The following is a 12,850-nucleotide window of genomic DNA, read 5'->3' as shown; positions in this document are numbered from 1 at the left end:
TTCCCGGAACTCCCACTCCGGGATCGTCTTGCTAAGCGTCCGTATCGTTCCGCGCCTGTGCGCTGGTCTGATCCACGACGCCGCGCGTGCCGAGAAAGCGGCGCGCGCCCTCCACGGCCGCCAGAATCTGGTCGCGCACTGCCTGGGTGTGCAACCGGATCTTGAGGGCCGCCTCGTCCTCGTCGCCCGCGGCAACCAGATCGAGGATTTCGCTGTGTTCCTTGAATGCCGCGTCGCGTTGCGTCTTGTCGCTGGCCAGTAGCCAGCGCAGTCGCAGCGCGCGACCGACCGCTGCATGGACCGCATCGCGCAGGAACGGGTTACCGGACAACGCCGCCAGCTCCACATGCACGTCGAGCCCGGAGGCCATCCAGTCCTCGACCTCGAAGTCGGTGCGCCCGCGCTCGACGGTGCGGCGCAGCGCGTCGAGGTCTTCGGGACGGGCGCGCCGACATGCGAGGCGCACGGCGGTGTCTTCCAGCTCTTCACGGAATTCGAAGAGATCGTGGATTTCCTGCAGGTCGATCGGCGCGATCATGTATCCGCGCCGTGGGTCACGGACGATCAGTCCTTCGCCGATCAGGGCTGCCAGAGCAGCGCGGATTGGGGTGCGGGACATGCCGTAGCGCTCTTCCAGGGCGCGTTCCGATACAGGTTCTCCGGGGGAAAAGGCCATCGACAGGACATCCCGACGGATTTCCTGAAGTGCGCGTTCCGTGCGCGGCAGCTCCTCTTTGCCTGTCACTTTGTCGCTCGTCATGGTCCGCATTGACCCTCCTTGCGCTAATGGTATACCAACGCGGTCGACCACATCAACAGCTTTTGGAGGAGAGCTCATGACCGAGGTTCCGCTAGACGGGTTTCCCGAGCGCGTGCGCATTGTGGACGTGGGCGCACGTGATGGGCTGCAGGCTTGGCCAGACCCGGTGTCCACTGATGTGAAGATCGAACTGATCAACACGCTGATTGCTGCCGGTGTGCCGCAGTTGGAGGTGACGTCCTTTGTCGCGCCGCGCGCCGTGCCCAATATGGCGGATGCACGTGAGGTCATGGCAGGAGTTGACCGCAGCCGGGGTGCAGAGCTGACGGCGTTGGTGCCGAACGCGCGCGGTGCCGAACGCGCGATTGAGGCGGGCGTCGATGCGATGGTGGTGTTTCTGTCTGCTTCGGAAAGTCACAATCGGGCCAATGTGAATTGCAGCCGCGACAAGTCGCTGGCCGCAGCGGCGGAGATCGCTCGTATGGGGCAGGATGCGGATGTGCCGGTTTATGGTGCCATTGCCACCGCGTTTGGCTGCCCCTTTGAGGGCAATGTCGCGATCGAGGATATTGTGCAGGTGGCGAAGTCCTATGGCGACTGCGGTATCGCGCAGCTTACCCTCGGCGACACAACCGGCATGGCAACGCCCCGACTGGTGCAGGAGCGGTGTCGGACTTTGGCGACCGAGGTGCCTGCGGCGGATATCGCATTGCATTTCCACAATACGCGCGGTGTGGGGCTGGCCTGCGCCTACGCCGGACTGCAGGAAGGGATCACCCGGTTTGAGGCAAGTATCGCCGGGATCGGCGGTTGTCCATTTGCACCCGGCGCAACCGGCAACATCTGTACAGAAGATCTGGTCTACATGCTGCAGGAGAGCGGCGTGGCGACCGGCATAGATCTCGATGCGCTGATTGAGGTCGCGCGACGCACCGAGAAGGCGCTTGGACAGACTTTGCCGGGGCAGGTCATGAAGGCCGGTCCGCGGCTGCGCAGATACAAGCGCGAGGATGTCCGGTCCTCAAGTGGGAGTCGCGAATGATCTCCGGGAATGAGATGAAGCCGCCGCTGGATGGCATTCGCGTCGTCGACCTGACCCGCGTGCTGTCCGGACCATTCTGCTCCATGTTGCTGGGCGACATGGGGGCCGAGGTCATCAAAATCGAAAGCCCGGCGGGGGATCCGGTGCGCGGGCAGGGGCATCACAAGAACGGGTTCTCGTGGTATTTTGCGAGCTTTAACCGCAACAAGAAGTCCGTGGTGCTCGATCTCTATTCCGATGAAGGACGCGACACTCTGGCCCAACTGCTTGAGACTGCGGATGTGTTGCTGGAGAATTTTCGCCCCGGTGTTCTTGCGCGCATGGGGTTCCCGCAAGATCGCCTCGACAGCATAAATCCGCGCCTTATCGTTGCCAGCGTCAATGGATTTGGCTCGACTGGCCCCTATACGGATCGTCCCGCCTTTGATTTTATTGCGCAGGCCATGAGCGGCTTCATGAGCGTCAATGGTCCCGCAGGAGAGCCGCCGCTTCGCGCCGCGCAGCCCGTAACGGACCTCGTGGCGGGGTTGTACACCGCGTTTGGGATCGCATCGGCGCTGCACGGGCGCAACCGCGACGGGGTGGGGCAAGCCGTTGAGACCTCGATGGTGAACGGCGTCTTGAGCATGATGGCCTATCTGGCGTCAGAGCATTTCGTCACCGGAGAAAACCCGCAGCGCACCGGCAACGACCATCCGCTTGTTGCGCCCTACGGGCTCTATAATACGGCTGACGGGCAAATCGCTATTGCGGCATCGAATGATCAGATATTGCGTCGATTGCTGGGTGAAATCGGCTTGCCGAACCTGCTGGACGATCCGCGCTTTGCCAGCAATGATGCGCGTTTTTCGCGGCGCGCGGAGTTGCACGACATTCTCGATGCGGCGCTGGCCACGGATACGCGCGAAAACTGGATTGCCCGATTGAATCGCGCTGGCGTGCCGACTGGGAAGGTCCAGACCCTCAAGGATGTGTTTGAGGACCCGCAGATTCAGGCGCAGAAGATGGCTATCGATGTGCCACACGGTGACCGAGGCGACGTCCGGATGCTGGGCTTTCCGGTGAAATTGTCGCGCACCCCCTGCGAGGTGCGCCTGCCAGCCCCGGAATTAGGCGAACATACCGAGGAGGTTCTGGCTTCATTGCGCAGGCACGCGTCAGGATAACACGCCAATAGGGTGAAGTCCCTAGCGCGCCTCTCAAATCACAAGCCGCCGTGGTTCTGTGAGAAACCCACACAGGCAGGACATGAAGCGCGCGGCATCGGCCCCGTTGATCACCCTGTGGTCGTAGCTCAGATCCAGCGGGGCCTTGAGCACCGGCTTGAAGGCTTCGCCATCCCATTCGGGGACCATCTGCGACCGGGTAATGCCGAGGATCGCCAGCTCCGGCGGGTTGACGATCGGGGTAAACGCCGAGCCACCGATCCCGCCGAGGTTCGATATACTCATCGAGGCGCCGCCCATCTCATCGGGGGCAATCTTGCGCGACTGCGCCCGAGCGGCCAGATCCCTGATTTCAGCTGAAATTTGCAACAGACCTTTTCTGTCCGCATTCCGAATGACCGGAACCATCAACCCATGGGCCGTATCCACGGCAATGCCGATGTGAACATAGTCTTTGAGGATCAGCATCTTGCCATCTGCGCTGAGCGAGGCGTTGAACGTGGGGAATTCCCGCAGGCTGCGCGCCAGCGCCATGACGTGAAAGGCCAGCGCTGTCAGCTTGATGCCACGGGCCTGCGCGTCCGGTTTCCAGTTCTGGCGCAGCGCCTCGATCGCCGTCATATCCGCCTGATCGTGATGCGTGACCTGCGGGATCAGCGCATTGGCGGCACCAAGATTACCTGCAGCCACCTGAGCGAACCGGCTGAGCGGCTCTTCTGTCACGGGCCCATAGGCACTGTGGTCGACCTGCCAATACTGAGTGTTCTGCGCGGCGCCCGCGTCTCCCGCGTCTGGCGCGCGTGTCGTCGTGGTCAGATCCTCGTGGCCGATGGTGGTGCGGCCCAGATCCTGTGCCAACTGCGCCAGGTCTATGCCCTTGTTCAACGCAGATGCGCGGACCGATGGGGAAGCGATGATATCCGACATATGTGCCCCCTTACCAACTGGCCGAAATATATTGGGTTTCCATGAACTCAAGCATGCCTTCATGGCCGCCCTCGCGGCCCAGTCCCGACTGTTTTACACCACCGAAAGGAGCGGCGGGATCACTGACGAGCCCACGGTTGAGGCCGACCATGCCGTATTCCAGACGTTCGCACAGCTGCAGCGCGCGCTTCATGTCGCGGCTGAAAACATAAGCGACCAGCCCGTATTCCGTAGCATTGGCCCGGGTGATCGCGTCGTCTTCATCTTGGAAGGTCTGTATCGCGGCAACCGGGCCAAAGATCTCGTCATGCACGCAATCAGCGGTTTCCGGAACGTTCGACAGCACCGTGGGTGGGTAGAAATACCCCTTGCCCGCCGGGATGTCGCCCCCGCATTCCAGTCTGGCACCCTTGGCGAGCGCGTCCTGTACGAAGCCCGCCACCTTGTCTCTTGTGTCGGCATTGACCAACGGGCCCACGTCGACCGACGGATCGCTGCCATCGCCGACTTTCAGTTCCGACATGGCCGCGCTGAGGCGACGGGTGTAGTCTGCCGCCACGCTGTCATGCACGTAGATGCGGTTGGCGGCGGTGCAGGCCTCGCCAAGGTTGCGCATCTTGGCCAGCATGGTGCCGGCCACCGCCTCCTCGATATCTGCGTCGTGACAGACAATCAGGGGCGCGTTGCCGCCCAGTTCCATCGCGGGTTTCAGGACCTGATCGGCGGCGGAATGCAGCAGCTTGCGGCCCACTCCGGTGGAGCCGGTAAAGGACACGACGCGGACGCGGGGATCATGCAGCATGTGGTCGACCAACGCGCCGGTGCGCCGCGAGGGCAGCACGTTCACCAGGCCCGGCGGCACTCCGGCCTCTTCCAGCAGCGGCATCAGCGCCAGCATGGTCAGCGGGGTTTCCGAGGCAGGTTTGATAATGACACCGCAGCCAGCCGCCAGCGCAGGCGCAATCTTGCGGGTGCCCATGGCGGCGGGGTAATTCCACGGGGTGACCAGCACCGCGAGGCCTGCAGGTTTGTGCTGCACCATGATCCGCGCGCCGGAGGCAGGCGCATGGGTCAAAATCCCGTCTGCCCGCACGGCCTCTTCGGCAAACCAGCGGAAGAACTCGGCCGCATAGGTCGCCTCGCCCATGGCATCGGCCCCGGCCTTGCCATTTTCCAGCGTGATCAGATGGGCAAATGTGTCCAGCCGCGCTGTCATCAGCTCCCAGGCCTTGCGCAGCACTTCGGAGCGTTGCCGCGGCGTGCGGGCGGCCCAGTCCTTCATCGCGGTTTCTGCGGCATCCAGCGCGGCGTTTGCATCGGCGATTTCTGCCGAGGCGACGGAGGCCAGAACAGTTTCGGTCGCCGGGTTCACCACGTCAAAGCGCGCGCCCTCGGCGCCAGGTTGCCAGCGGCCGTTTATATAGAGATCCGTGTGGTCCATGTCATACTCCATGGGTCATCAAAATGGGGTCAAAGCAGGTGGCGGAGCGGCTGCTCCAGTCGGCCTGCCGTCTCGGACAGAAGGGTGACCGCTGCGGGCCCGGAGAGTTGTTCGGCGCTGCATTCCAAGGTGAGGGAAAGCCCCTCTCCGCAGGTTGTCAGGGTCAGAACCGGGGCATGTTCGGGCCCGATGGCAACGGTCGTGATCCGCGCCTGCCGCAAGTCGCGCAAAATCAGGTCGGGGGAGGGGTCTTCACCGTCATGCGGCGTGACGCCACCCAATGCGCCGCGCGGTACGTGAAAATGACGCAGATTGCCCGGTTGTTCGACCGCGACCACCGCGTCATCACGTTCCAGCCCGGCGCCCGCCAGACCGGCAAGCAGCGCTCTGGGGTCGCCGATATCTGCGTGCTCTGCCGCCCAGTCGGTGAAGGCCGCAAGGTCCACAGACGTCAATTCCGCGGTCAGGCGGCGGGCGGGCTGTGACGCCTTTGCCTGCATCGCCTGTGCCTGTGTCGGCAGTGCTTTCAGCACCTCCAGATCGCGCACATGATAGGGCTGGGGGTGTCCCGCCTGCACCAAACGCTCCAGATCCAGCCCCTGTTCGCGCGCCAGTCTGCGCGCTTTGGGGGAGGCCAGAATGCGCCCGTCGGAACGGGGCGTTCCCGCTGCTGCCGCATTGGTGCGGCGCTCCGGCTCGGGCTCGGGCGGCGGGCTTGGTTTGCTGTCCGCGTCTTCCGCCGCAGGCGGCGTGTTGTTCGCGACCGTCTGTGTGGCATGGCGCCGGACCACAGGCGTGTCCGGGGGCGCGGCGGAAATGACGGCGATGGTATCCCCGACGGGCACATCCTCGCCCGCCTCGGCCAGTTGTGCGGCGATATAGCCTTCAAAGCCGGCAGGCACCTCAACCGTGCTCTTGTCGGTTTCCACCTCGAACAGAATATCATCCGCTGCCACGGCCTCTCCCGGGGTCTTGTGCCATGCCACCAGTTGCCCGGTGTCTTGCGCCATGCCCAGTGTCGGCATGATGACGCTGTTGCCCTCGGGCAAGGCATCCGCCGGGGATGGCGCGTTGTCTGACGGCGCAGGGGAGGGGGAGGCGCTGTCGCCGGGGGCGTCCGCGATCCGGGCGATGACATCTCCGACCGGGACATCATCGCCTGCGGCGGCGGCCACATCGGTCAGGTAGCCCGGTTCCTGTGCTTCGACCTCCATCGTGGCCTTGTCGGTCTCCACCTCGAACAGCACGTCGCCCGCGGCAACCGCATCGCCCGATGCCTTGTGCCAGGCGACGATGCGTCCGGTGTCCTGCGCCATGCCGAGCGCGGGCATGATGACGTCAAGCGGCATGGATCATCTCCCCGGCGCAGAGTTTGCGGGCCTGCTCTGCCACGGCCTCGGGTGTCGGGACGGTCAGATCCTCCAATGCGGGCGAGAAGGGGACGGGCACATCCATCGCCCCCATCCGCAGCGCGGGCGCGTCGAGGTGATAAAACGCCTTCTCGTTGATGCGGCTGGCAATCTCTCCGGTGACGCCATAGCTCTGGTGCCCCTCATCCACCACGATCACGCGGCTTGTTTTCTTGGCCGAGGCCACCAGGGTCGCCTCATCCAGCGGCACGATGGTGCGCGGGTCGATCACCTCTGCGGAAATGCCCTCTGCGGCGAGGAGTTCGGCCGCCTTCTCGCAGACCTGCACCATGGAGGAGGTGCCGATCAGGGTGATGTCGCGCCCTTCGCGTTTGACGTTGGCCACGCCAAAGGGGATCAGTAGATCGCCGCCTTCGGGCACCTCGGCCTTGTCGTTGTACATCAGCTTGTCTTCGAAAATCACCACCGGGTTGTCGTCGCGGATGGCGGTTTTCATCAGCCCCTTTGCCTCCAGCGCCGAGGAGGGCATTGCGACCTTCAGCCCCGGAATATGGGCGACCAGCGCGTGCAGGGACTGGCTGTGTTGCGCGGCAGAGCGGCGGGTGGCGCCAAGGTTCGTGCGCAAGACCAAAGGCACATTCAGCTTGCCACCAGACATGTAGTGGGTCTTGGCCGCCTGATTGCAGAGCTGGTCCATGACCAGAAACAGGAAGTCGCCGAACATCAGGTCCACCACCGGGCGGCTTCCGGTCATGGCGGCCCCGACGGCGATGCCCATGAACCCGGGTTCGGCGATCGGCGTGTCGACGACGCGCGCGGTGCCGAATTCCTCGACCAAACCAGACAGGACCTTGAACGGCGTTCCAGCCTCGGCGACATCCTCGCCGATGATGAACACGCTTTCGTCGCGGCGCATTTCTTCGGCCAAAGCCTCGTTTACCGCCTGTGACAGGGTAATCTCTCGCATCATTTCCTCCTCAGGCCAGCGCGTGGGGGACGTCGGTGTAGACATGCATGTCGACCTCCGCGCCATCGGGGTAAGGCGCATCAAGCGCGTAGGTGACGGCCTCTTCGGCATCTTTGCGCACGGCTGCGTTCAGCGCCTCGATCTCGTCCTCGGTGGCGATCCCTTCGTCCACAAGCCAGGCCCGGAACCGCACGATGGGGTCGCGATTGTCTTTCCAGTCGCGTTCCTCATCCTTGGAGCGGTAGTATTCGCGATTGATGTCGCCGACATGGTGGCCGTGGTAGCGGTAGGTCATCAGCTCCATGAAAAACGGACCCTCGCCCTTGCGCGCACGCTCCACCAGCTGCTGGGTCAGTGTATTGACCGCCAGCACGTCCTGACCGTCCACCTGATGCGCCTCGATGCCAAAGGCCTCGGCGCGGGCCGTGATGGAGCCGGCGGCGATTTCATCGGTCTTGGTGTATTCCGAGTAGCCGTTGTTTTCGCAGGCATAAATCACCGGCAGGTTCCACAGGGCGGCCATATTCATGACCTCGTACATCAATCCCTGCGCGGTCGCGCCATCACCGAAAAAGCACACGGCCACGTCGTCGCGCCCGGCCAGTTTGGCGCTGAAGGCGGCTCCGGTCGCAATGCCCATGGATCCCCCGACGATCGCATTGGCGCCGAGGTTGCCGTTGGACTGATCGGCGATATGCATCGAGCCGCCCTTGCCGCGGCAGTAGCCTTCTTCCTTGCCCAGCAGCTCGCAGAACATCTCTTTGAAGGCGGCGCCCTTGGCGACGCAATGGCCATGGCCGCGGTGGGTGGAGGTGATCTTGTCGCTGACCTTCAGGGCCTCGCAGATGCCTACGGCGACGCCTTCTTCGCCGGAATACATATGCGTCAGCCCCGGCATCTTGGCCGAGAGGTACAGCTGGTTGGCGTTGTCCTCGAAGGTGCGGATACGGACCATCTGGCGGTACATGCGCAGATAATCCTCTGAATTGGTCTGGGTCTGTGTGGCAGAACTCATGGTTGTGTCTCCGGTCAAAAAATCCCGGCCCCGCAGTGATCGGGGCCGGGCAGGCGGGGAGGTGTCTCAGTACCTGTTGGCGATCGGCAGTTCTTCGGCGGGGAAGAGGCTGATGACTTCGCAACCGGTTTCGGTCACGACGACTTCTTCCTCGATCCGTGCAGCGGAATATCCGTCAGTGGCCGGGCAGTAGGTTTCCAGCGCAAACACCATGCCGGTCTTGATCTCCATCGGATGGTCCATGCTGACCGCACGGCTGATGATTGGGCGTTCGTGCAGTGCCAGGCCGAGGCCATGACCAAACTGCAGGCCAAAGGCCTGATCCTCGTTCGCAAAGCCAAGCGATTGTGCCGTCGGCCAGACTTCGGCAACCTTGTCGGTACTCACACCCGGCTTGATCATCGCGATGGAAGCGTCGATCCATTCGCGCGCCTTCACATAGGCATCGTTTTGCGCCGGAGTTGCGCGGCCGACGTTGAACGTCCGGTAATAACAGGTGCGATAGCCCTGATAGGACTGAAGAATGTCAAAGAAGGCCTGATCGCCGGGACGGATCAAACGGTCGGTGAAATTGTGCGGATGCGGGTTACAGCGTTCGCCCGAAATGGCGTTGATCGCCTCCACATCGTCGGAGCCCATCTCGTAGAGCATCTTGTTGGACAGAGCGACGATATCGTTTTCGCGCACGCCGGGTTTCAGCTCTTCATAGATCATGTGATAGACGCCATCGACCATTGCAGCGGCCTGGGTCAGAAGCTGGATCTCATCGGTGTTTTTGATCTCACGCGCTGCCAGCATGATCTGCTGTCCATCAACCACGTTGAGGCCTTCTTCTTTCAGGGCGTGGAACATCGCCGTTTCGGCATAATCCACACCAACGGGCATATCGGCCATTCCGGCATCGCGGATCAATCCGGCGATTTGTTTGGCGTATTTCTGCATCAACCCGAATTCCGGTGGAATGGTGCCCCGCATGCCGACAACGCCAGCAAGGCAGTGACTTGGCTCCAGCCAGTCGGAGTGCCGCTTGTGATGCTCCGCAGCAGAACCGAAATCCCACACATAGGGGCTGTCGTCGCCTGTCAGCAGGCAGAAGCGACACATCTTGTCGCGTTCCCATTCACCGATCTTCGTGGCTGAAACATACCGAATATTGTTCACATCGAACAAAAGCAGCGTGCCTGCGTTTGAGTTTTTCAGGGATTGACGAGTCCGAGCGAGGCGATATCGACGCAGGCGGTCGTGATCAACGCGACGTTCAAAATCTACGGACATGTGGCCATGGGCCGGCAGCTTCTCGCGCCATTCCCAATTGGGCTCAAGATCCTGCGGTGTGAGCAGGTTCGGCATAAGGGCATTGCCCGGACGTTCTGACATGAGGAACTCCTTTCGGATGCGGCGAAGCCCACCCGTTATGTATTAATTTCAGTGACTTAATGTGTTACTGGATGCACCAGCCTCCATCTATGTGGATCATCTGGCCGGTCATGTAGTCGCTGTCATCGCTGGCCAGGAACGAGGCCGTGCCGGTGATGTCATCGGGGTAGGAGACGCGTTTGATTTGCAGCGCATCGCGGACGATGTCGTCATAGGCTTGACCTTCGCGTTCCTTGAACCCGATATCGACCAGATCCTTGTCGAGCTGCTCCCAGAGCGGGGTCACAACCACGCCGGGGGCGTAGCCATTCACGGTGATGTTGTGCTCCGACAGGCTCACGGCGCCGCAATGGGTCAGCGCGAGGCAGCCGTATTTCGAAGTACAGTAGACTGTGACATCAACCAGGGGCTTGCGCGAGGCGATGGAACCGACGTTGATCAGCTTGTAGGGGTGGCCGTCCATCGGGCCCTGTTTGATCATCTGGCGCGCGGTCTCCTGCATGCCGAGCCACATCGCCTTGGTGTTGACGTTCATGATCATGTCCCAGTTGTCTTCATCGATATCCATGAAGAATCGGGGCTTGTTGAGCCCGGCGTTGAACAGCCCGACGTTGATCGACCCGAAGGCATCCACTGTTGCGGCAACGGCGGCAGCATTGTCCTCACGCTTGGTGACATCCATGCGCACCGCCACGGCCTTGCCGCCCCTGGCGCCATTGATCTTGCTCGCGCATTCCTGCGCTTCATCGCCATCAAGGTCGCCGATGCAGACATTGGCCCCCTGCGCGGCAAAGGCTTCGGCGTTGGCAGCCCCCATGCCGCGGGCGGCACCGGTGATCAGGATATTCTTGCCGTTCAGGCGATTGGGGTCCATGGGTCTCTCCTCCTCATGTCACGTAAATTCGTCCGAGCGCAGCATGTCTTCGGCCCGAGATTGGGCGCGGCGCAGGGTTTCGCGCGGGGTCTGGATGCCGCGCAGCATGTCGTGGAATTCCTCGCCGCAGATCTGGATCATCCGGTTGATCCCCGGCATCGGCGGACGCGGCCAGAATTGCAGCTCGTCACGCCAGGACATCGCATCCACCGCCTCGAAGATGGGCGAGATCCGCCGCACTTCGGGATCTGCGCCCACGGAATAGCGCGGGTTGGTGCGGCTGCCATTCTGCACGTAAAGCTTCTGTGCTTCCGGTGAGGTGAAAACCAGCAGGGCCTCCACCGCGGCCGGCACCCGTTCGGGGGGCAGATTGGCCGGAATGCCCATCACATAGCCTCCAACCGGGGCGACCGGCGTTGCATCTGCACCGCAGGGGTGTGGCAGGTACCCGGTCTGTCCATGCGCAGGCGAGGAGCTGTCGAGTTCGAAATAGGGGGCAAGCAGGGTGTAGCCATAGGCCATGGCCACCTTGCCAGCCGCATAGGGGCGCACCCGCTCGTACCAGGACATCGACAGGATGTCGGGTGGCGAGTACTGCAGCATCTCCAGCAGATACTCTGCTGCCAGTAACCCCGCCGGGGTGTCTATGGTGGGACGCAGGTCGCCATCCAGCAGCCCGGAGGTGTCAAAGCCGCCAGCGATCGCCGGCAGGTCAAGAACAGGCTGACCAAAATCTGCCAGCGTCATCAGCACGGTGTGGCCAAGCGCCGTCCCGCGCGCCGCGTTCCAGGCTATGCCATATCGGCCCTGTTGCGGCTCATGCAGGACCTTGGCCGCATTCAGCAGCGCGTCCGTCGAGGCGGGCGGTTCCAGCCCTGCCTCGGCAAAAAGATCGCGGCGATAGAACAGCAATTCTGGTGTTGTCTGGGCGGGCACGCCATAGGGACGACCGCCGCAATGGGCCGCGTTCCAGCCTGCCGTGTGGAAATCCGCCGGGTCGAGACGGGCGATATCCATCACGTCGTCCAGCGGCATCAGCACATTCCGCGCGGCAAAGCTGCCAACCCAGGGCAGATCCACGGCGATGATATCGTACCGGCTGGCCTTGCGCTCCGCATTGCGCAGCGCTTCCTCGCGCAGGCGGTCGATGGAAAAGGCGCGCTGGTGGATTTGAGTGCCTATCACCTGTTCGAACTGGCGCTTCAGATTGTCCATCACCATGAAGGTGGGGTCGCCGTGCACCAGAACCCGCAGACCACCAGAGGCCTTCAGCGGTTCGGCCAGAACCTGTAGCGGCGGGATCGACTGCGCCGCCAGATAGGAGCCGCCGAAGTAATAATCGGTGGTGTCCTGCGCCGCGCCGCCGCGACCGAAGCGGGCGTCTCCGATGCGGCGCAGGCGTCCTGACAGGCGCATCCACTGGTCGAGCAGTGCCTCGCTTGGATGCATGGAAAAGCTCTTGCCGGTCTTGGTCCGGGGACGCTTCTCTATTAAGCCTGCGTCTGTCATCTCCTTCAGGCGACGGGTCGCGGTGGCATAGGGAACCCGCGCGGCGCCGATCAGCGAGGTCGGGGTGATGACCTTGCCTTCGAGGTGCCCACGCACGAGATGCAGCGCCATCCGATAGAACGGATTTGGCGCAAACAGCTCTATGGTGTCCTCAAGCTCATCAGCGAAATCATCCAGAAACGACATCATCTGGAGCATTTCGGTTTTGGCCTGGGGCGTTACCATATTGCCCTCGCTATGTCCGCGCATCATGTTCATGAGATGCGTTTGAACCTTTCTCTCGGAGGTCACTCCCGGCGGGGGAAACATATCCGGATTGGATGAATCATTGTCTGGCATTGCGCCGCTCCTTTGCAGGATGTTCAGTTTGGTCACTGGGTGGGATCGCGAATAAATCCATTA

The 12,850-nt window shown here is 62.5% G+C and carries 11 protein-coding genes; 2 read left to right on the top strand and 9 right to left on the bottom strand.

All coding sequences use genetic code 11. From position 1 onward, the window contains the following. Window positions 1-31: 31 nt before the first annotated feature. Window positions 32-769, bottom strand: coding sequence for a GntR family transcriptional regulator (locus R0J92_RS16830; RefSeq protein ID WP_411052465.1), 738 nt, complete (start codon window positions 767-769; stop codon window positions 32-34). 67 nt (window positions 770-836) lie between these two features. On the opposite strand from R0J92_RS16830, the gene R0J92_RS16825 reads away from it, so the two are divergent. After that, window positions 837-1,802: a hydroxymethylglutaryl-CoA lyase gene (locus R0J92_RS16825; RefSeq protein WP_411052464.1), complete on the top strand. Its 966-nt coding sequence runs from the start codon at window positions 837-839 to the stop codon at window positions 1,800-1,802. Beyond that, window positions 1,799-2,968, top strand: coding sequence for a CaiB/BaiF CoA transferase family protein (locus R0J92_RS16820; RefSeq protein ID WP_106163156.1), 1,170 nt, complete (start codon window positions 1,799-1,801; stop codon window positions 2,966-2,968). Before R0J92_RS16825 ends, R0J92_RS16820 begins: the two co-directional genes overlap by 4 nt. Window positions 2,969-3,001: 33 nt before the next feature. On the opposite strand, the gene R0J92_RS16815 is transcribed toward R0J92_RS16820, so the two are convergent. The 8 genes from R0J92_RS16815 to R0J92_RS16780 all read right to left on the bottom strand — a co-directional run bounded on the left by R0J92_RS16815 (window position 3,002) and on the right by R0J92_RS16780 (window position 12,706). Next, window positions 3,002-3,895: a 2-oxo acid dehydrogenase subunit E2 gene (locus R0J92_RS16815; protein WP_411052463.1), complete on the bottom strand. Its 894-nt coding sequence runs from the start codon at window positions 3,893-3,895 to the stop codon at window positions 3,002-3,004. Window positions 3,896-3,905: 10 nt separating this feature from the next. Then, complete coding sequence (locus R0J92_RS16810; RefSeq protein ID WP_411052462.1) at window positions 3,906-5,336, bottom strand: NAD-dependent succinate-semialdehyde dehydrogenase; 1,431 nt, start codon at window positions 5,334-5,336, stop codon at window positions 3,906-3,908. A 29-nt stretch (window positions 5,337-5,365) separates the two neighbouring features. Continuing rightward, on the bottom strand, window positions 5,366-6,685 hold the full coding sequence (locus tag R0J92_RS16805) for a biotin/lipoyl-containing protein (protein WP_411052461.1): 1,320 nt from the start codon (window positions 6,683-6,685) through the stop codon (window positions 5,366-5,368). Then, complete coding sequence (locus R0J92_RS16800) at window positions 6,675-7,673, bottom strand: alpha-ketoacid dehydrogenase subunit beta (protein ID WP_106163160.1); 999 nt, start codon at window positions 7,671-7,673, stop codon at window positions 6,675-6,677. Before R0J92_RS16800 ends, R0J92_RS16805 begins: the two co-directional genes overlap by 11 nt. A gap of 10 nt (window positions 7,674-7,683) precedes the next feature. After that, a complete protein-coding gene (locus R0J92_RS16795) occupies window positions 7,684-8,688 on the bottom strand; it encodes a thiamine pyrophosphate-dependent dehydrogenase E1 component subunit alpha (RefSeq protein ID WP_411052460.1) in 1,005 nt (334 codons plus the stop codon). A 66-nt stretch (window positions 8,689-8,754) separates the two neighbouring features. Then, complete coding sequence (locus R0J92_RS16790) at window positions 8,755-10,065, bottom strand: M24 family metallopeptidase (RefSeq protein WP_106163162.1); 1,311 nt, start codon at window positions 10,063-10,065, stop codon at window positions 8,755-8,757. 64 nt (window positions 10,066-10,129) lie between these two features. Beyond that, the gene (locus tag R0J92_RS16785; RefSeq protein WP_411052459.1) at window positions 10,130-10,939 is read right to left on the bottom strand and encodes an SDR family NAD(P)-dependent oxidoreductase; all 810 of its coding nucleotides are present in this window, start codon (window positions 10,937-10,939) and stop codon (window positions 10,130-10,132) included. Window positions 10,940-10,957: 18 nt separating this feature from the next. Beyond that, window positions 10,958-12,706, bottom strand: a complete 1,749-nt coding sequence (locus R0J92_RS16780) for an ABC transporter substrate-binding protein (protein WP_411052458.1) — start codon at window positions 12,704-12,706, stop codon at window positions 10,958-10,960. Window positions 12,707-12,850: the final 144 nt, after the last annotated feature.

Source organism: Tritonibacter sp. SIMBA_163 (assembly GCF_046535935.1).
In the GTDB taxonomy this organism is placed as follows: domain Bacteria; phylum Pseudomonadota; class Alphaproteobacteria; order Rhodobacterales; family Rhodobacteraceae; genus Epibacterium; species Epibacterium scottomollicae.
Note: the sequence above shows the minus strand (reverse complement) of the source record. Positions and strands in the feature narration are given on the sequence as shown.